Consider the following 18,197-nt stretch of genomic DNA (forward strand, 5'->3'; position numbering starts at 1 on the left):
AATCAGGTATCCAGTAGCGTACGGGCAATGGCCTGCAGTTTACGGGTGAGCGGCCCCGGCGGCCAGTTCAGCGATGTAAAAGCCTGCACCGGCCAGATGCCATAGACGCTGTTGCAGACGAATACTTCGTCGGCCTGCTGCAGGTCCTGCAGGCTCAAGTCGGTTATCTGCAAGGGGATCGCGGCATCCCTGGCGTGATCGAGCAAGGCTGCACGCATCACCCCGGCCACACCACAGCGGCTCAGGTCGGCAGTCAGCAACTGACCGTCGCGCACCAGGAACAGGTTGCTATACACCCCTTCGATGATGCGCCCGGAAACATCGCGCATCAAACCTTCAGCATGCCCGGCATCCTGCCATTCGGCACGGGCCAGCACTTGCTCGAGGCGGTTGAGGTGTTTCAGGCCAGCCAGCAACGGCTGCTCGGCCAGGCGCGTCTGGCAATCGAACAGGCGAACGCCCTGCTCGGCATGTTGTGCGGGATAACCGGGCAAGGGATTGCCCTGGAGAATACGCCGTGGCGCCACGCCAGCGGCCGGCGCATAGCCGCGCTGGCTGTCGCCGCGGGTAACAATAAGCTTGAGTACGCCGTCACCCAGCAAGCTGGCGTAACGGCATAGCTCGTCGCGAATCAGGCCGTGATCGGCGCTGATCGCCAGGCGCTGGCAACCCAGCGCCAGGCGCTCGAGGTGGTACTCGAGCAACGATGGCCGACCGGCACGTACGACGAGGGTCTCGAACAGACCATCGCCATAGGCCAGCCCCCGGCTTTGCAGCGTTAGCGCATCTGCCGGCAGGCCATCGACCCAGCTGTGCATCAGCCGGCGAACCGGCGGAACACCAGCGAGCCGTTGGTGCCACCAAAACCGAAGGAGTTGGACAGCACCACCTCGATCGGCATGGTCCGCGCCTGGTGTGGCACGAAGTCGAGGTCGCAACCTTCGCTCGGCTCATCCAGGTTGATGGTCGGCGGCGCCACCTGACTGTTGATCGACAGCACGCTGAAGATTGCCTCAACAGCACCGGCAGCACCCAGCAGGTGACCGGTCATCGACTTGGTCGAGCTGACGGCCAGCTTGTAGGCGTGGTCGCCGAACACCGACTTGATCGCCGAGGACTCTGCCAGATCGCCTGCTGGCGTCGACGTGCCATGTGCGTTGATGTAATCAACGTCACTGGCGTTCAGGCCGGCATCGCGCAGGGCGTTGACCATGCAGCGCGCAGCACCGCTGCCATCTTCTGGCGGCGAGGTCATGTGGTAGGCATCGCCACTCATGCCGAAACCAACCAGCTCGGCATAGATGGTCGCGCCGCGAGCCTTGGCGTGCTCGAGCTCTTCGAGTACCAGCGCACCGGCACCGTCGGCGAGGACGAAGCCATCACGGCCCTTGTCCCACGGACGGCTGGCACGGGTCGGGTCGTCATTGCGGGTCGACAGCGCCCGCGACGCACCGAAACCGCCCATGCCCAGACCGCAGGCAGCCATTTCCGCACCGCCGGCGATCATCACGTCGGCTTCACCGAAGGCAATGTTGCGCGCGGCCATGCCGATACAGTGGGTACCGGTGGTGCAAGCGGTGGAAATAGCGTAGTTAGGCCCCTGTACACCCAGATGGATCGACAGGAAACCAGAAATCATGTTGATGATCGAACCCGGTACGAAGAATGGCGAAATGCGCCGCGGGCCCTGATCATGCAAGGTCCGGCTGGTTTCTTCGATGTTGGTCAGGCCGCCGATACCCGAGCCCATGGCCACGCCAATGCGCTCGCGGTTGGCATCGGTCACTTCCAGGCCGGCATTACGCACTGCCTGAAAACCGGCTGCCAGGCCGTACTGGATGAACAGATCGAGCTTGCGGGCTTCCTTGACCGACAGGTACTGCTCGACTTCAAAGCCCTTTACCGAGCCGCCAAAACGGGTGGAGTAGGCAGACAGGTCAGTATGCTCGATCAGACCTATGCCACTGCGGCCAGCCAGAATGCCCTGCCAACTGCTCGGCACATCCGTACCCAGTGGCGACAGCATACCCATACCGGTGACCACGACGCGTCTACGCGACACAGCACTCTCCTTATTCAATTGACTACATCTCTTGTAAAGAAAAAACCGCACGCCGGCGAAGGCAGTGCGGTTTTTCCATGACAAGAAGCGACGACTACAACGTCTTAGGCCTGGTGGCTGGTGACGTAGTCGATAGCAGCTTGAACAGTAGTGATCTTCTCGGCTTCTTCGTCAGGGATTTCGGTCTCGAATTCCTCTTCCAGAGCCATCACCAGCTCAACGGTGTCAAGGGAATCGGCACCCAGATCTTCGACGAAGGAAGCAGTGTTCACTACTTCTTCTTCTTTAACGCCCAGTTGCTCGGCGACGATTTTCTTGACGCGTTCTTCGATGGTGCTCATACCTTGTTTTCACTCCTAATGGACATATGTCAGGCAGCTGGCCGGTGTGTAAGTGTATAGAAAGACGTCTGCTTTTCAAGCGCAACACGCCTTACAAGACCACACCCGCCAACCAACTAGAATCTGATTGCAGCTTTATAACGGATTTTAGACAGCTCGTATGACATTTTTTTGAAGCAATCCGTCACATTCGATTTTACATGTACATGCCGCCGTTGACCGGAATGGTCGCGCCGGTCACATAGCCTGCACCTTCAGAGGCCAGGAAAGCCACCACATTGGCGATTTCCTGAGCCTGGCCCAGACGCCCCAGAGGGATCTGGGTCTGCAGGGCTTCACGCTGAGCTTCAGGCAGCTCGCGAGTCATGTCAGTGTCGATGAAACCCGGGGTCACCGAGTTGACGGTAATCGCGCGCGAACCGACTTCACGCGCCAGAGCGCGACTGAAACCTTCCAGGCCCGCCTTGGCAGCAGCATAGTTGACCTGGCCGACGTTACCCATGGCACCGACCACCGAGCCGATGCTGATGATACGACCCCAACGCGCCTTGGTCATGCCACGCAGAACGCCCTTGGACAGACGGTAGAGGCTGTTCAGGTTGGTGTCGATGACGTCGAACCACTCGTCGTCCTTCATGCGCAGCATGAGGTTGTCGCGGGTGATGCCAGCGTTGTTGACCAGGATGGTCGGTGCGCCGAACTGCTCCTGGATCTTGGCCAGGGTGGCGGTGACCGACTCGTCGCTGGTCACGTTCAGTTCCAGGCCGGTACCGGTGACACCGTGCTCCTTGAGGGTCGCGGCGATACGCTCGGCGCCCGAAGCGGAGGTGGCGGTACCGATCACGGTAGCGCCCAGACGGCCCAGCTCCAGGGCGATAGCCTGGCCGATACCACGGCTGGCGCCGGTAACCAGGGCAACTTTACCTTGCAGGCTCATGCAAGTTTCTCCTAAATCAGGCCTGCGCCGCGAGGGTCGCGGCGAAAGCATCCGGGGTATTGAGGTTAGAGGTGTTGACGCCGTCGGCGCAGCGCTTGTTCAGGCCGGCCAGAACCTTGCCCGGGCCGCACTCGACCAGCTGTACCGCACCATTGGCGGCCAGGGTCTGCACGCACTCGACCCAACGCACCGGCTTGTACAGTTGCTCCAGCAGGTCGCGCTTGAGGGTGTCGAGGTCCGCCGCAACGGCGGCACTGACGTTCTGCACCAGCGGGATCTGCGGGGCCTGCCAGTCGATGGCATTGACCGACTCGGCAAAGCGCTCGGCAGCCGGGCGCATCAGTTCACAGTGCGACGGCACGCTGACCGGCAGCGGCAGTGCACGCTTGGCGCCGGCAGCCTTGCAGGCTTCCATGGCGCGCCCGACGGCCGCCTTGGCACCGGCGACCACGACCTGGCCAGGCGAGTTGAAGTTGACCGCACTGACCACTTCGCCCTGGGCAGCTTCAGCGCAGATACCCACGACGACAGCGTCGTCCAGGCCGAGAATTGCCGCCATGGCGCCCTGCCCGGCCGGAACGGCCTCTTGCATGAGTTCGCCGCGACGCTTGACCAGCTTCACAGCGTCACCCAGGCTCAGGCTGCCAGCGGCGACCAGGGCGCTGTATTCGCCCAGGCTGTGACCGGAAACGAATGCCGGGCGCGCGCCGCCCTCGGCCAGCCACAGGCGCCACAAGGCGATCGAAGCGGTGAGGATGGCCGGCTGGGTTTTGTCGGTTTGGTTGAGTTGCTCTTCCGGACCGTTCTGGGTCAGCGCCCAGAGGTCATAGCCCAGAGCCTCGGAGGCCTCACGGAAGGTATCAATGACCAGCGGATACTGGGCGCCCAGCTCGGCGAGCATGCCGAGGGACTGCGAACCTTGACCGGGAAAGACGAATGCGAGGGATGCAGACATTGAACAAGCCCCTAGTGATCTTGTCGTCGGAAATAAAGCGCCCAGCACCAGGCTGAGCACAAGAAACTGAAGAGTTGGATGGTAACGAGGACCAAGCGGTCACATTTAACCACTTCCTGAGGCATATGCCTAAAGCAACAGGTCTTCCAGGCGACCGTGCAGGCGTTGCGGCAGGTTCTCCTGGATCTCGATCAGCGCCCGCTGGATGGCGCTCTGGAAGCCCTGCACGCCGGCAGAACCATGACTTTTGATGACGATGCCCTGCAGGCCGAGGAAGCTTGCGCCATTATGTCGCGCCGGCGCCAGGTCCGCCTGCAACCGCCGCAGCAGCGGCATGGCCACAGCCCCGGCCAGGCGCGCGCCAAGCCCGCCCTTGAACAGGGCCTCGATGCGCGAGCCGATCATGGTCGCCAGACCTTCGCTGGACTTGAGCAGGATATTGCCGACAAAGCCGTCGCACACCACCACATCCGCCTCGCCACGGTACAGTCCGTCACCTTCGACGAAGCCGATGTAGTTCAGACCGCGGGCGTTCTGCAGCAGATTGGCAGCAAGCTTGACCTGCTGATTACCCTTGATGTCTTCGGTGCCGACGTTGAGCAAGGCCACACGCGGCCGGGAGATCCCCAGGGCCTGGGCGGCCACCGAGCCCATCACGGCGAACTGGTAGAGGTTTTCCGCGCTGCAGTCGACATTGGCGCCCAGATCGAGCAGCTGACAATAACCGGTTTGGGTGGGAATGGCGGCAACCATGGCCGGGCGATCGATGCCGGGCAGGGTTTTCAATACATAGCGCGACAACGCCATCAGCGCACCGGTGTTGCCGGCACTCACGCAGGCGTGAACCTTGCCATCACGCAATAGTTCCAGGGCCACGCGCATGGACGAATCGGGCTTGCCGCGCAGCGCCTGGGACGGCCGCTCGTCCATGCCGATCACTTCGCTGGCGGCCACGATCTGCAGGCGCGCGCGATCCGCTGCCGACTGGCCAGCGATAAGATCTTCAAGGAGGGAGGGTTGACCGACGAGGGTCAGGTGCAGCGAGGGGGTAGCCGACAGGCAAGCAATACTCGCCTGAACAATGCTGCGGGGACCGAAGTCCCCGCCCATTGCGTCAATCGCGATGATCTGAGCGGACAAGGATTACTCGTCAGCGCCCTTGTCGATCACTTTACGACCACGGTATACGCCTTCTGGCGATACGTGGTGACGCAGGTGCACTTCACCAGTGGTTTTCTCTACGGACAGAGCGTTTTCCGAGAGGGCGTCGTGCGAACGGCGCATGTCACGGGCAGAGCGGGATTTTTTGTTCTGCTGAACAGCCATAATTGATTAACTCCTAAACGTTTGGGTCACGCTTTAACTGCGCCAATACACTGAACGGGTTGGACCGTGTTACCTCGTCCTTGCTCGGTTCGGGCTCATCGGCGCCCGCCGGCTGCTGGCATTCTTCCGGATGATGAGCAGGCACGATAGGCAAGGCGAGCAGAAGCTCCTCCTCGACCAAGGCCTGCAGATCCAAAGGATCTTCGCCCAGTTCCAGCACGTCATAACCTTTCGGCAACGACTGGGTATTCGCACCCTCCTTCACCACGGCGTATGTAGTTTCGCTGTGGATCGGCAGGGTGACCAGCTCAAGACAACGCTGGCAAACCATCTTGACCTCGACGTGCAGGTCGGTGTGGATAACCACAGCCTTTTGCTCGTCGCGCTCAAAATCGAATTTAGCCTGCACCGTACCGACAGTGTCGGAAAGCGGGTCGCAGAGTCTCTCCAAATCGGCGAGTTGCAGTGTTCCTTCGAGGGAAACACCACGATCGGCCAATTTGCGCGGGTCAACGTGAGGTGGAATCGGGTCATTCAACATAGGCGCAGCATTCTAGGGATGACCCCCGCCCCTGTCAAAGGAAATTCGGCCCCGTTCAGCATGTTAGAATCGTTTCACCTGCCCAGGAGTCTATCATGCTGCCTTTATTACTGGCTTCCAGCTCACCTTACCGGCGCGAACTGCTCGAACGCCTGCGCCTGCCATTTAGCTGGGCGTCCCCGGATATCGACGAACAACGCCTGATTGAAGAACCCGCCCTTGACCTGGTCAAACGCCTGGCCCGGGAGAAAGCCCAGGCCCTGGCCGACAGCCACCCCGGACACCTGATCATTGGCTCCGACCAGGTCGCCGTGCTTGGCGAGCAGATCCTCGGCAAACCCCACACCTTTGAACGCGCCTGCGAGCAACTGCTGGCCGCCAGCGGCAATCACGTCACCTTTCTAACCGGCCTGGCGCTGCTCAACAGCGCTACCGGCCACTGCCAGGTCGACTGCGTGCCCTTCACGGTGAACATGCGCGAGCTGGACCTGCCGCGCATCGAGCGCTATCTGCGCGCCGAGCAACCCTACGACTGTGCCGGCAGCTTCAAGGCCGAAGGCCTGGGTGTGAGCCTGTTCCAGAGCACCCACGGGGTGGATGCCACCAGCCTGATCGGCCTGCCGCTGATTCGCCTGGTGGATATGCTGCTGACTGAAGGCGTGAACCTGCCCTGACGCCTGCGGGAGCAAGCGGTCATATCGATATCGCGGGGCGAGCCCGCTCCTACACAAATAAAAAGCCGACCTCGAAGGGTCGGCTTTTTCAATGCACCAGACAATCAGCGCAGCGATGGCCCCTGGAAACCCATCCACATGGCCAGGTGCTCGGCAACACTGGCACCCAGGCGCTTGGAGAAGCGGTCGAACGGCGACTCCTCGACAGTGAAGTCAACCAACTCCTTCTCCCCCACCACCTCGCGCGCCACATAGCCAGCACTGCCCAAGCCATCCACCAACCCCAGCGCCAATGCTTGCTCGCCCGACCAGATCAGGCCACTGAACAGTTCAGGGTGCTCTTTGTCCTTGAGGCGCTCGCCACGGCCCTGCTTGACGCTGGCAATGAACTGCTTGTGGGTGGTTTCCAGCACACCCTGCCAGAACGCCGTCTCCGCAGGCTTTTGCGGCTGAAACGGATCGAGGAAGGCCTTGTGCTCACCCGCAGTATAGGTACGGCGCTCGACACCCAGCTTCTCCATGGTACCGACAAAACCGTAACCGGCCGCAGTCACACCGATGGATCCAACCAGGCTGGCCTTGTCGGCGTAGATCTGATCAGCAGCACTGGCAATGTAATAGGCACCGGAAGCCCCCAGGTCACTGATGACGGCGTACAGCTTGATTGCCGGGTATTCGGCGCGCAGACGGCGAATTTCATCGTAGATGTAACCCGACTGCACCGGACTGCCACCCGGGCTGTTGATGCGCAGGATCACCGCCTTGGTTTTCGGGTCCTTGAACGCTTCACGCAGACCACCCACGATATTGTCGGCGCTGGCTGGCTCCTGGTCAGCGATCATGCCGCGCACTTCGACCAGCGCGGTATGGCTGACACTGCGCGAGGCCGTCTTGTCCATGTCCATCAATGGAGTAAACAGGGCAAGGATGCCGAACAGATAGACGAAGGTCAGCAGCTTGAAGAAAATCCCCCAGCGCCGGGCCCGACGCTGCTCCTGAACACCGGCCAGCAGGGTTTTCTCCAGCAGCTTCCAGCTCTTCTGCTCTTCGTTGCCTTCGGCGCTGGGCGCCTTCCACTCGTCAGCCATGCTCACCTACCCTGGAATGTGCCGCCACAGGCGAGCGACGAAGCCAGGCCTGCAACTGCGAAAAATGATCGATACACACCTGTGGCCCGAAGGCACTCAAGGCCTCCAGCGACATGGCGCCGTAGCCAACCGCGACCGAATGCATGCCGGCATTGCTGGCCATCAACAGGTCGAATGATGAATCTCCGACCATCAACGCACGCTGCGGCTCGACCTGGCAATGAGCAAGGATCTCCTCGAGCATCTGCGGGTGCGGCTTGCCGCGACTCTCGTCGGCCGCCCTGGTGATGTCGAAGTAACCCTCCCAACCGTTGGCGCGCAACACCCGATCAAGCCCGCGGCGGGCCTTGCCGGTAGCCACCGCCAGGCGATAGCCCTCGGCACGAAAGCCCTCCAGCGACTCGACCACACCGTCGAACAGTGGTGAAGGCTGGTCGTCCAGAGCCATGTAGACGTCAGCGTAATGCTGGCGGAACGCAGCCACCTGGACAGCATCGAGGTGCGGATACAGCACACTGATGGCTTCGGGCAACGCCAGGCCAATTATACCCTTGACCGCCTCGTCATCGCAGGTCGCATAGCCCGCGCGACCGGCGGCCAGGTGCATGGCCTCGACAATCCGGCCAATGGAATCGGCGAGGGTGCCGTCCCAGTCAAAGATCAGCAGATCGTAATCACGCTGCACTCAGGCGCTCCACGGTCTTGGCCCACATATCGTCCACCGGCGCCTCGAGCTTGAGCTCGCCGCCATCAGGCAGCGGCACGGTCAGGGCGTAGGCATGCAGGAACAGGCGCTTGCCACCCAGGTCGCGGATCTCGCGGGTGAAATCTTCATCGCCATACTTGCTGTCGCCGGCGATGCAATGCCCGGCATGCAGGGCATGCACGCGAATCTGGTGGGTGCGCCCGGTGATCGGCCGCGCCTCGACAATCGTCGCGAACTCGCCGAAACGGCGCAGCACACGGAAGATCGTCAGCGCCTCTTTACCCTCGTCGTTGACCTCAACCATGCGCTCGCCGGAGCGCAGGTTGCTCTTGAGCAACGGGGCATTGACCTGCTTCTTGGCGGTGGCCCAGTGACCGCGAACCAGCGCCATGTAGCGCTTGTCGACACCATCACCACGCAGGGCGGCGTGCAGGTGACGCAACATGCTGCGCTTCTTGGCGATCATCAACAGGCCAGAGGTGTCGCGGTCCAGGCGATGGACCAGCTCCAGCTCCTTGGCATCCGGACGCATCTGACGAAAGGCTTCGATCACACCAAAATTCAGGCCGCTGCCACCATGCACGGCAATGCCGGCGGGTTTGTTGAGCACAATCAGGGCCTTGTCTTCGTAGACGATCGCCGCCTCGAGACGTTGAAGCAAACCCTGGGCCACCGGCACCGGTTCGTCGCGCTCAGGCAGACGAACGGGCGGCACGCGCACGATGTCACCGGCCTGCAACTTGTACTCGGGCTTGATCCGGCCCTTGTTCACGCGCACTTCGCCTTTACGCAAAATGCGGTAAATCAAGGTCTTGGGAACACCCTTGAGCGCAGTGATGAGAAAATTATCGATTCGTTGGCCGGCAAGTTCCGGCGCGACCTCGATCAGCTGGACGCCGGAGGTCGGAGGGGCATTAGTCGTCATTTGCCAATCATAACAATTTTTTATGGATTTGAAGCACTTAATGATTGCTGCTATAGTCGCGAACGCCGCCAAAAGCGGCTGGCCAGCGGACTCACGGCTTATAGCCGGCCCTGACCGACGCAATTCTCGAGGACGCGAGGCCGTCCGACGGGGCTTTCGCCAGTTTACAGAAATGCCTGGAATCGCCACCAGCGCCGCGCAGAGAAGACCGATAAAAAACTACAAGAGCGGTATTTCACCCTCCCCCACGTTTTTTTTCGCTGCCACTCTGTCAGTGCCGTCAATTTCACGCAGTCATGGCGACGGCTTCGGAAATACCAGCCTTGGACATAAAAGGCGCGGGCTCCCGTATGGAGCTGGCGAAAATGCAACCCGTTGCGGATTCAGCGCGCGGCAGCACCCGAATTATCAGGGATACGTGTAGGGTGGAGATGCACAACCGTCGGACCGTGTAGCACTGCGTCCAGTCCACCGGCCTATTGGCCAGGCGACCGGACCCGGTCTTGATCAAGATGCCCCACGGGCGTCCACGGCCGAAGGCTGATTCCTCCTCCTGACTGAGTGCATTTGACACCACAGCAAGCAGGACGCGTCGTCGCGACTTCGGCAGTACTGGGTGACCAGTCGGACTCGAAAGTTGCTGGACACGGGGGTGGCCCGCCACCCCTTGCGCACCTGACACAGACCGTGAGAAGTCGTGTGTGCCGAACGCCGTTTCCGGCAGCCCGGAAACCGACGGTATTACATGAAAAGAATGCTGATTAACGCGACTCAACCCGAAGAGTTGCGTGTAGCTCTGGTGGACGGCCAACGTCTCTACGACCTGGACATCGAGTCCGGCGCGCGTGAGCAGAAGAAGGCCAACATCTACAAAGGCCGGATCACCCGGATCGAACCTAGCCTTGAAGCCGCTTTCGTCGACTTCGGCTCCGAGCGTCACGGCTTCCTGCCGCTGAAGGAAATCTCCCGCGAATACTTCAAGAAGTCGCCCGAAGGCCGGGTGAACATCAAGGAAGTGCTCAGCGAAGGCCAGGAAGTCATCGTCCAGGTCGAGAAAGAAGAGCGCGGCAACAAGGGCGCTGCCCTGACCACCTTCATCAGCCTGGCCGGTCGTTACCTGGTACTGATGCCGAACAACCCGCGTGCCGGTGGCATCTCCCGTCGCATCGAAGGCGAAGAGCGCAACGAACTGCGCGAGGCCCTCAACGGCCTGGTCGCCCCTGCCGACATGGGCCTGATCGTGCGCACTGCCGGCCTTGGCCGCAGCAGCGAAGAAATGCAGTGGGACCTCGACTACCTGCTGCAGCTGTGGACCGCGATCAAGGAAGCCTCCCAGGACCGCGCCGCGCCATTCCTGATCTACCAGGAAAGCAACGTCATCATCCGCGCCATCCGTGACTACCTGCGTCAGGATATCGGCGAAGTACTGATCGACAGCATCGACGCCCAGGAAGAAGCCCTGACCTTCATCCGCCAGGTGATGCCGCAGTACGCCAGCAAGATCAAGCTGTACGAAGACAGCGTGCCGCTGTTCAACCGTTTCCAGATCGAAAGCCAGATCGAAACCGCCTTCCAGCGCGTCGTCGACCTGCCGTCCGGCGGCTCGATCGTCATCGACCCGACCGAAGCCCTGGTCTCCATCGACATCAACTCGGCGCGCGCCACCAAAGGCAGCGACATCGAGGAAACCGCCCTGCAGACCAACCTGGAAGCGGCTGAGGAAATCGCCCGCCAGCTGCGTCTGCGTGACATCGGCGGCCTGATCGTGATCGACTTCATCGACATGACCCCGGCCAAGAACCAGCGCGCCGTGGAAGAAAAAGTCCGCGAATGCCTGGAAGCCGACCGTGCCCGTGTACAGGTTGGCCGCATCTCGCGCTTCGGCCTGCTGGAAATGTCCCGTCAGCGCCTGCGCCCATCGCTTGGCGAAAGCAGCGGCATCGTCTGCCCACGCTGCAGCGGCACCGGCATCATCCGTGACGTCGAATCGCTGTCGCTGGCCATCCTGCGCCTGATCGAAGAAGAAGCCCTGAAAGACCGCACCGCCGAAGTCCGCGCCCAAGTGCCGATTCCGGTTGCAGCCTTCCTGCTCAACGAAAAACGCAATTCGATCACCAAGATCGAGCTGCGCACCCGGGCCCGTATCGTCATTCTGCCGAACGATCACCTGGAAACCCCGCATTTCGAAGTCCAGCGCCTGCGCGACGACAGCCCGGAAGCCCTTAGCGGCCAGTCCAGCTACGAAATCACCGCCGCCGAGACCGAAGAAGTCCAGCCGACTGCCGCCACCCGCACCCTGGTGCGCCAGGAAGCCGCCGTCAAGACCGCTCCGGCCCGCGCCAACGCCCCGGTACCTTCCGAAGCTGCCACACCAGTGGCCGCTCCGGTCCAGCACACACCTGAGCCAAGCCTGTTCAAAGGTCTGGTGAAGTCGCTGGTCAGCCTGTTCGCCGGCAAGGACGAACCTGCCGCCGCAGCGCCTGTGGTTGCCGAGAAGCCTGCCACCGAACGCCCGCAGCGCAACGAAGAACGCCGCAACGGTCGCCAGCAGAGCCGCAACCGCAACGGCCGCCGTGATGAAGACCGCAAACCGCGTGAAGAACGTGCCGAGCGCGCCCCACGTGAAGAGCGTCAGCCACGCGAAGCCCGCGAAGAAGCACCTGCCCGTGAAGAGCGCGCACCACGTCAACCGCGTGAAGAGCGTCAACCACGCGCACCACGTGAAGAGCGCCGCCCTCGCGAGGACCGTCCGGTCCGCGAACTGCGCGAGCCACTGGACGCAGCCACCCCGGCCGTAAGCGAAGAACGCCCTGAACGCGCCCCGCGCGAAGAGCGTCAGCCTCGTGAAGAACGCGCACCACGTGAAGAGCGCGCACCGCGCGAAGAACGTGCTCCGCGTGAAGAACGTGCCCCACGTGAAGAGCGCCAACCGCGTCCGCCGCGTGAAGAGCGTCAGCCTCGCCCAGCCGAACAGGCTGCTGAAGCTGCTGAAGAGCAACTGCCGAACGAAGAGCTGCTGCAGGATGACAACCTGGAAGGCACCGAAGGCGAACGCCCTCGCCGCCGCTCCCGTGGCCAGCGTCGCCGCAGCAACCGTCGCGAGCGTCAACGCGATGCCAACGGCAACCTGGTAGAAGGTTCGGAAGAAGGCAGCGAAGAGCAGCCGCAAGCCACCGAGCTGGGTGCTGAACTGGCCGCTGGCCTGGCCGTGACTGCCGCTGTTGCCACCAGCAACATCAGCGCCGCTGCCGAAGCCGAAGCCAACCAGCAGGCCGAACGCGCCACTGCCACAGTCGAAGAGCCGGCTGTTGTTGAAGTTGCTGCCAGCGAAACCGTCGTCGTCGAAGCTGCTCAGCCAGTGGTTGAAGCCTCTGAAGTCGCCGAAGTGGTTGAAACCGCTCAGGCTGCTGAAGTCGCTGCCGCACCGGTTGTCGAGCAACCCTTTACTGCCCCGGTCGAAGCACCAGCAGCAGTAGAAGCCAGTATCGCTCCAGTAGTCGAAGCCCCTGTTGCTGCGCCAGCTGAAGTGGTCGAGCCTGTTGCCGCGGTCGAGCCAGAGCCTGAAGTCCAGGCACCGGTTGTGGCCGAGCCAGTGGTTGCCGTCGAAGCAGTCGAAGCGCCTGCGCCAGTTGTCGAGCCAGCACCGGTTGAAGAGCCGGCACCTGCTGTCGAAGCACCGGCCAGCGCCCTGACCAGCAGCGGTCGCGCGCCGAACGATCCACGTGAAGTACGCCGTCGCAAGCGTGAAGCCGAAGCTGCCGCAGCCGCCGCTGCAGCGGTCGCCGCCGAAGCCAGCGCTGCCGTAGTCGCTGAAGAAGCGCCTGCTGCACCGGCTGAACAAGTGGTCGAAGAGAAACTGGAAACCGCAGAAGAGCATAAACCGCTCGTCTGATCATCCAGGCTGAAAAAAGCCCCGCCAGGTAACTGGCGGGGCTTTTTTATGGCCTGTGGGAGCGGGCTTGCCCCGCGATATTGCCAGTGTAGCCAGCACAGCAGGCAACACCTGTATCTCAATCGCGGGGCAAGCCCGCCCCCACAGAACAACACAGCGTATTCAGTACAGGTTCGGCTCCATTTCCAGCTCAACCCCGAAGCGCTCAAGGATATCGGCCTGGATTTTCTGCGCCAGATGATGCAACTGCACCCCGGTCGCCTGGCCATAATTGACCAGCACCAACGACTGCAAGCGGTGCACCCCGGCATCGCCTTCACGATGGCCCTTCCAGCCCGCCTGCTCGATCAACCAACCGGCAGCCAGCTTGAACTGGCCATCAGCCTGTGGATAAGCCACCAGCCCCGGATACTGCAAACGGATCCTGTCGGCCAGCACTGCAGCCACCACCGGGTTCTTGAAGAAACTCCCGGCATTACCCAGCTCAAGCGGATCGGGCAGCTTCTCCCGCCGAATGCTGCAAATCGCATCACTGACGTTTTGCGCGGTCGGCTGACTGACGCCCTGCTCGCTCAGGCGCTGACGCACCGGGCCGTAATCCAGATGGGCATGCATGACCCGACTCAAGGCAAAGCGCACACGCAGGATCACCCAGCGCCCCGGATTACGCTTGAACAGGCTGTCACGGTAGGCAAAGGCGCACTCTTCCAGGCTGAAGTCGCGCAGTTCACCGGTCTGGCGATCCAGCGCGGTAAGCCCGGCGAACACATCCTTGATCTCGACACCGTAGGCGCCAATGTTCTGCATCGGCGCGGCGCCCACCGTGCCGGGGATCAAGCTGAGGTTCTCCAGCCCGGCCAGCCCCTGGGACAAGCTCCACTGCACGAACGGATGCCAGGGTTCGCCAGCTTCGGCCTCGACCACAACCCGCTCGCCGCGCTCAGTCAGGATGCGCAGGCCACGGCTGGCCATGCGCAGCACCAGCGCCTGGATATCGGCGGTCAACAGCAGGTTGCTACCGCCACCCACCACCAGCACCGGCACACCCTGCTCACCCGCCTGGGCCAACGCCTGCCGCACCTCATCGTCGTTGTGGGCTTCGGTGAAGTACCGAGCCCTCACATCGATGCCAAAGGTGTTATACGGCTTGAGCGATACCTGTTGCTGCCACTGCACGCTCATAGACGACCCTTGAGTTCGATGACCAAACGACTGCAGGCGGCTTCGATCAGGTCGAGGACCTCTTCGAAATCCTGCTCGGCGCCGTAGTAAGGATCCGGCACCTCGTCCAGCGCGCCTTCATAGCGGCGCAGGAACAGGTCCAGCTCGGCCTTGGCCCCGGCCGGGCGCATGGCCTGCAGATGGCCAAGATTGCTCTTGTCCATGGCCAGGATCAGGTCGCATTCATTGAAGTGCGCGGCCTTGATCTGCTGCGCACGCTGTTGCGACAAGTCATAGCCACGCATGCGCGCAGTGCGGCAGGTGCGGGTATCCGGCTGCTTGCCGACATGCCAGTCACCGGTACCGGCCGACGCCACTTCGATCAACTCACCCAGACCTTCAGCCTGCAATTGTTGCCGCAGCACGCCTTCGGCGGTGGGCGAGCGGCAGATATTGCCCAGGCACACGAACAAAACCCGCATCAGGCCTCCAGCAAGCGCCGTACGCGCTCCAGGTCTTCAGGGGTGTCGACCCCCACCGGCGGCGCATCGATGGCATCGGCAACGTGAATACGCACGCCATGCCAGAGGGCCCGCAGTTGTTCCAGCGATTCGGTCTTCTCCAGCCAGCACGGACCCCAGGCGACGAAATCCTGCAGGAAGCCGGCCCGGTAGGCGTACATGCCGATATGACGGCGGTACGGCACACCTTGCGGCAGTTGCTCGCGGCTCTGCGCCAGGGCATCCCGCGCCCAGGGCAACGGTGCGCGGCTGAAGGTCAGGGCCAGACCGTTGCAATCGCTGACCACCTTGACCGCATTGGGGTTGAACAGCGCTTCGACGTCGCTGATCGGTTCGGCCAGGGTGGCGATACCCGCCTCCGGATGGGCAGCCAGGTTGGCCGCCACCTGATCGATGATCACCGGCGGAATCAGCGGCTCGTCACCCTGGACGTTGACCACGATGGCATCGGCAGCCAGGCCCAGCTTGGCAGCCACTTCGGCCAGGCGGTCGGTACCGGAGTCATGGTCTTCGCGGGTCATCAGCACTTCGGCGCCGAAGGCCTCGCAGACCTTGAAGATGCCCGCGTCATCGGTGGCAATTACCACGCGGCTGGCGCTGCTTCTGCGCGCCTGTTCCCAGACGTGCTGGATCATCGGCTTGCCGGCGATCGGCAGCAATGGCTTGCCCGGCAAGCGCGTGGAGCGCAGCCGCGCCGGAATCACAACGGTAAAGGCCAGGCTCATTTGTCCAGACGCTCGTCATCGGTCAGGGTGCGGGCTTCGCTTTCAAGCATCACCGGGATGCCGTCGCGGATCGGGTAGGCGAGACCGGCACCCTTGCTGATCAGCTCGGTCTTGTCGGCGCTGAGCTTGAGCGGGCCCTTGCAGATCGGGCAGGCAAGGATATCGAGCAATTTGGTGTCCATGGAAATTCCTCAGGCCAGTGGCCGGAAAAAGAAACGAATCAGGAGGGCCGCGACCCGGGCAGCAAGCGTGCAAGCTGAGCATCGAACCAGGCCTGAAAGGCCGGCGAAGGCACAGCATCGACCGCAAGGTACCACCAGTCGTCGGCAGCGAAGGCGCGGCATTTGACCGCGTCCTTCTCGGTCATGACCAAAGGCAGCGCAGGGGTGAAGCTCAGGGCCTGCTCGCTGTACTCGGCATGATCGGCAAAAGGGTGTGGCACAGGCCGCCAGTTTAGCCCCTGCAGGGTATTGAAGAAACGTTGCGGGTTACCAATGCCGGCCACTGCGTGCAGGGCCTGGCCGGGCGGAAAACAGTCGAGGCCGTGACGCTCGCCACTGCGCAGATTGACCAGCGCGGTGGGCTGCAGGGCAAAGGCAAAACCATCTGCCCGGTCCGCCGTGGCGCCGTTGTAGAGCACCGCATCGACGTCCTGCAAGCGCTCCACCGGCTCGCGCAAGGGGCCGGCCGGCAGGCAGCGGCGATTGCCCAGGCCGCGGGCGGCGTCGATCAGCACCAGCTCCAGATCACGGGCCAGACGGTAGTGCTGCATGCCGTCATCACAGAGGATCAGGTCCAGCGGCTCGCTGGCCAGCAAGGCTTGCACCGCACGCGAACGGTCCGGGTCGATCATCAACGGCACGCCGCTGCGCTGAACGATCAGCAAAGGCTCATCGCCCGCCTCGGCCGCGCTCTGCTCGGCACGCACGCGCCACGGCAGCTGCGGCGGCTTGGCGCCATAACCACGGCTGACCACGCCGACGCGCAGGCCTTGCTGGCGGCAATGCTCGATCAACCAGAGGATCATCGGGGTTTTGCCGGTACCGCCGACGGTGATGTTTCCCACCACGATCACCGGCACTGGCGCACGGTAACTCTGGCTTTCACCGCTGAGAAAACGCGCGCGCTTGCCCAGCACCACCCGCCGATAGAGGGCTTCGAGCGGACGCAGCAGCCCCAGGGCCGGATGCCCGGCGTACCAGGCATCGAGCAGGCGATCGGCAAAAGCCATCAGGGTGTCCCCTGAGCCGCCTCGACCGTGGTCATGCGCAACTGGCTGAAACCGAGCTTGCCGGCCGCATCCATGGCAGTAACCACCGCCTGATGCGGGGTCTTGCCGTCGGCGCTGATCGACAACGGCAGTTTGGTATCACCTGCGGATTCCTGCTGCAGGGCTTCGGTCAGGGTCGCCAGGTCGCTCTTGGGCAACAGGTGGTTGTTCACCGAGTAGACGCCATCGGCGCTGATGGTGATGTCCAGTTGCTTGAGCTCCGAATCCGGTGCCGGCGCGCCGCTTACCGACTCCGGCAGTTCGACGCGCAGCTGGGTTTCGCGGGTGAAGGTGGTGGTGACCACGAAGAACAACAGCAGGATGAACACCACGTCGATCAACGAGGCCAGGTTGATGTCCACGGTCTCCCGTGGCTTGCGCCGGAATTTCACGCCTTGCCCTCGGCCAGGTCGACATCGCGGTCGCCCTGCACCACTTCGACCAGCTTGATCGCTTCCTGCTCCATGCCAACCACCAGCTCATCGATACGGCGTTGCAGGAAACGGTGGAAGAACACCGCCGGGATACCGACCATCAGGCCGGCTGCCGTGGTGATCAGCGCCTTGGAGATACCACCGGCCAGTACTGCGGCGTTGGTGGACATGCCGGTGCCCATGAAGGCACTGAAGATATCGATCATGCCCAGCACGGTGCCGAGCAGGCCGAGCAGCGGCGCCATGGCAGCGATGGTGCCCAGGGCATTGATGTAGCGTTCCAGTTCGTGGATGACCCGGGCGGCGGCCTCTTCGATGCATTCCTTCATGATTTCGCGGCCATGGCGTGAGTTGGCCAGGCCCGCGGCAAGGATCTCACCCAGCGGCGAGTCGGCGCGCAGGGCCTTGAGTTTGTCACTGGTGAGCTGTTTGTCCTTGATCCACATCCACACCTGGCCAAGCAGGTGCGGTGGCGTGACCCGGCTGGCGCGCAAGGTCCAGAGACGCTCGGCGACGATCGCCATGGCAGCGATGGAGCTCAGAATGATCGGCAGCATCATCCAGCCACCGGACTTGACCAATTCCCACACAGTAAGCATCCCCTCAAAAAAGTCCGCCACTTTACCATAGGACCCCAGG

At 62.4% G+C, this 18,197-nt stretch carries 20 protein-coding genes; 2 read left to right on the top strand and 18 right to left on the bottom strand.

All coding sequences use genetic code 11. The features are described 5' to 3' along the window. Positions 1-2: 2 nt before the first annotated feature. The 8 genes from pabC to LOY45_RS18930 all read right to left on the bottom strand — a co-directional run bounded on the left by pabC (position 3) and on the right by LOY45_RS18930 (position 6,162). The gene (pabC, locus tag LOY45_RS18895) at positions 3-818 is read right to left on the bottom strand and encodes an aminodeoxychorismate lyase (RefSeq protein ID WP_115085928.1); all 816 of its coding nucleotides are present in this window, start codon (positions 816-818) and stop codon (positions 3-5) included. Beyond that, positions 818-2,062 (bottom strand): beta-ketoacyl-ACP synthase II, encoded by a 1,245-nt coding sequence (fabF, locus tag LOY45_RS18900; protein WP_115085927.1) that lies wholly within the window; start codon positions 2,060-2,062, stop codon positions 818-820. The genes pabC and fabF overlap by 1 nt, the downstream gene beginning before the upstream one ends. A 104-nt stretch (positions 2,063-2,166) precedes the next feature. Then, a complete protein-coding gene (gene acpP / locus LOY45_RS18905; RefSeq protein WP_003175607.1) occupies positions 2,167-2,403 on the bottom strand; it encodes an acyl carrier protein in 237 nt (78 codons plus the stop codon). A gap of 196 nt (positions 2,404-2,599) precedes the next feature. Further along, positions 2,600-3,340 carry a 3-oxoacyl-ACP reductase FabG gene (gene fabG / locus LOY45_RS18910; protein WP_134061782.1) on the bottom strand — a complete coding sequence of 247 codons (741 nt, stop codon included), beginning with the start codon at positions 3,338-3,340 and terminating at the stop codon, positions 2,600-2,602. A 16-nt stretch (positions 3,341-3,356) separates the two neighbouring features. Next, positions 3,357-4,295: an ACP S-malonyltransferase gene (gene fabD, locus LOY45_RS18915; protein WP_115085925.1), complete on the bottom strand. Its 939-nt coding sequence runs from the start codon at positions 4,293-4,295 to the stop codon at positions 3,357-3,359. 129 nt (positions 4,296-4,424) lie between these two features. After that, positions 4,425-5,435: a phosphate acyltransferase PlsX gene (plsX, locus tag LOY45_RS18920; protein ID WP_115085924.1), complete on the bottom strand. Its 1,011-nt coding sequence runs from the start codon at positions 5,433-5,435 to the stop codon at positions 4,425-4,427. 3 nt (positions 5,436-5,438) lie between these two features. Continuing rightward, complete coding sequence (gene rpmF, locus LOY45_RS18925) at positions 5,439-5,621, bottom strand: 50S ribosomal protein L32 (RefSeq protein WP_010223221.1); 183 nt, start codon at positions 5,619-5,621, stop codon at positions 5,439-5,441. A 13-nt stretch (positions 5,622-5,634) separates the two neighbouring features. Then, positions 5,635-6,162 carry a YceD family protein gene (locus tag LOY45_RS18930; RefSeq protein WP_115085923.1) on the bottom strand — a complete coding sequence of 176 codons (528 nt, stop codon included), beginning with the start codon at positions 6,160-6,162 and terminating at the stop codon, positions 5,635-5,637. Positions 6,163-6,257: 95 nt separating this feature from the next. Here LOY45_RS18930 and LOY45_RS18935 point away from each other — a divergent pair, with 95 nt between their 5' ends. Then, positions 6,258-6,836, top strand: coding sequence for a Maf family protein (locus tag LOY45_RS18935; RefSeq protein WP_115085922.1), 579 nt, complete (start codon positions 6,258-6,260; stop codon positions 6,834-6,836). A 104-nt stretch (positions 6,837-6,940) separates the two neighbouring features. On the opposite strand, the gene LOY45_RS18940 is transcribed toward LOY45_RS18935, so the two are convergent. The 3 genes from LOY45_RS18940 to rluC are packed head-to-tail and all read right to left on the bottom strand — an operon-like array spanning position 6,941 to position 9,555. Further along, positions 6,941-7,924 (bottom strand): S49 family peptidase, encoded by a 984-nt coding sequence (locus tag LOY45_RS18940; RefSeq protein WP_115085921.1) that lies wholly within the window; start codon positions 7,922-7,924, stop codon positions 6,941-6,943. Beyond that, positions 7,917-8,609, bottom strand: coding sequence for an HAD family hydrolase (locus LOY45_RS18945; protein ID WP_115085920.1), 693 nt, complete (start codon positions 8,607-8,609; stop codon positions 7,917-7,919). The genes LOY45_RS18940 and LOY45_RS18945 overlap by 8 nt, the downstream gene beginning before the upstream one ends. Next, complete coding sequence (gene rluC, locus LOY45_RS18950) at positions 8,599-9,555, bottom strand: 23S rRNA pseudouridine(955/2504/2580) synthase RluC (protein ID WP_115085919.1); 957 nt, start codon at positions 9,553-9,555, stop codon at positions 8,599-8,601. Before rluC ends, LOY45_RS18945 begins: the two co-directional genes overlap by 11 nt. A 745-nt stretch (positions 9,556-10,300) precedes the next feature. Here rluC and rne point away from each other — a divergent pair. After that, a complete protein-coding gene (gene rne / locus LOY45_RS18955; protein WP_258578170.1) occupies positions 10,301-13,447 on the top strand; it encodes a ribonuclease E in 3,147 nt (1,048 codons plus the stop codon). 162 nt (positions 13,448-13,609) lie between these two features. Here rne and murB read toward each other — a convergent pair whose 3' ends face one another. The 7 genes from murB to LOY45_RS18990 are packed head-to-tail and all read right to left on the bottom strand — an operon-like array spanning position 13,610 to position 18,148. Then, on the bottom strand, positions 13,610-14,629 hold the full coding sequence (murB, locus tag LOY45_RS18960; RefSeq protein WP_258578171.1) for a UDP-N-acetylmuramate dehydrogenase: 1,020 nt from the start codon (positions 14,627-14,629) through the stop codon (positions 13,610-13,612). Continuing rightward, entirely contained in the window at positions 14,626-15,090 is a 465-nt protein-coding gene (locus LOY45_RS18965) for a low molecular weight protein-tyrosine-phosphatase (RefSeq protein ID WP_115085916.1), read from the bottom strand. The genes murB and LOY45_RS18965 overlap by 4 nt, the downstream gene beginning before the upstream one ends. Continuing rightward, positions 15,090-15,854 carry a 3-deoxy-manno-octulosonate cytidylyltransferase gene (gene kdsB / locus LOY45_RS18970; protein WP_115085915.1) on the bottom strand — a complete coding sequence of 255 codons (765 nt, stop codon included), beginning with the start codon at positions 15,852-15,854 and terminating at the stop codon, positions 15,090-15,092. The genes LOY45_RS18965 and kdsB overlap by 1 nt, the downstream gene beginning before the upstream one ends. Next, on the bottom strand, positions 15,851-16,036 hold the full coding sequence (locus tag LOY45_RS18975; RefSeq protein WP_038994143.1) for a Trm112 family protein: 186 nt from the start codon (positions 16,034-16,036) through the stop codon (positions 15,851-15,853). The genes kdsB and LOY45_RS18975 overlap by 4 nt, the downstream gene beginning before the upstream one ends. 38 nt (positions 16,037-16,074) lie before the next feature. Further along, a complete protein-coding gene (gene lpxK, locus LOY45_RS18980; protein ID WP_115085914.1) occupies positions 16,075-17,085 on the bottom strand; it encodes a tetraacyldisaccharide 4'-kinase in 1,011 nt (336 codons plus the stop codon). After that, the gene (locus LOY45_RS18985) at positions 17,085-17,516 is read right to left on the bottom strand and encodes an ExbD/TolR family protein (RefSeq protein WP_010223210.1); all 432 of its coding nucleotides are present in this window, start codon (positions 17,514-17,516) and stop codon (positions 17,085-17,087) included. The genes lpxK and LOY45_RS18985 overlap by 1 nt, the downstream gene beginning before the upstream one ends. Next, positions 17,513-18,148, bottom strand: coding sequence for a MotA/TolQ/ExbB proton channel family protein (locus LOY45_RS18990; RefSeq protein WP_166675661.1), 636 nt, complete (start codon positions 18,146-18,148; stop codon positions 17,513-17,515). The genes LOY45_RS18985 and LOY45_RS18990 overlap by 4 nt, the downstream gene beginning before the upstream one ends. Between the last annotated feature and the right edge of the window lie 49 nt (positions 18,149-18,197).

Source organism: Pseudomonas wadenswilerensis (assembly GCF_024749185.1).
GTDB lineage: Bacteria > Pseudomonadota > Gammaproteobacteria > Pseudomonadales > Pseudomonadaceae > Aquipseudomonas > Aquipseudomonas wadenswilerensis.

Coding starts and splice junctions, on each gene's coding strand:
- pabC (WP_115085928.1), bottom strand. CDS start 818: ATGCACAGCTGGGTCGATGGCCTGCCGGCAGATGCGCTAACGCTGCAA.
- acpP (WP_003175607.1), bottom strand. CDS start 2,403: ATGAGCACCATCGAAGAACGCGTCAAGAAAATCGTCGCCGAGCAACTG.
- fabG (WP_134061782.1), bottom strand. CDS start 3,340: ATGAGCCTGCAAGGTAAAGTTGCCCTGGTTACCGGCGCCAGCCGTGGT.
- fabD (WP_115085925.1), bottom strand. CDS start 4,295: ATGTCTGCATCCCTCGCATTCGTCTTTCCCGGTCAAGGTTCGCAGTCC.
- rpmF (WP_010223221.1), bottom strand. CDS start 5,621: ATGGCTGTTCAGCAGAACAAAAAATCCCGCTCTGCCCGTGACATGCGC.
- LOY45_RS18930 (WP_115085923.1), bottom strand. CDS start 6,162: ATGTTGAATGACCCGATTCCACCTCACGTTGACCCGCGCAAATTGGCC.
- LOY45_RS18935 (WP_115085922.1), top strand. CDS start 6,258: ATGCTGCCTTTATTACTGGCTTCCAGCTCACCTTACCGGCGCGAACTG.
- LOY45_RS18940 (WP_115085921.1), bottom strand. CDS start 7,924: ATGGCTGACGAGTGGAAGGCGCCCAGCGCCGAAGGCAACGAAGAGCAG.
- rluC (WP_115085919.1), bottom strand. CDS start 9,555: ATGACGACTAATGCCCCTCCGACCTCCGGCGTCCAGCTGATCGAGGTC.
- rne (WP_258578170.1), top strand. CDS start 10,301: ATGAAAAGAATGCTGATTAACGCGACTCAACCCGAAGAGTTGCGTGTA.
- murB (WP_258578171.1), bottom strand. CDS start 14,629: ATGAGCGTGCAGTGGCAGCAACAGGTATCGCTCAAGCCGTATAACACC.
- LOY45_RS18965 (WP_115085916.1), bottom strand. CDS start 15,090: ATGCGGGTTTTGTTCGTGTGCCTGGGCAATATCTGCCGCTCGCCCACC.
- kdsB (WP_115085915.1), bottom strand. CDS start 15,854: ATGAGCCTGGCCTTTACCGTTGTGATTCCGGCGCGGCTGCGCTCCACG.
- LOY45_RS18975 (WP_038994143.1), bottom strand. CDS start 16,036: ATGGACACCAAATTGCTCGATATCCTTGCCTGCCCGATCTGCAAGGGC.
- lpxK (WP_115085914.1), bottom strand. CDS start 17,085: ATGGCTTTTGCCGATCGCCTGCTCGATGCCTGGTACGCCGGGCATCCG.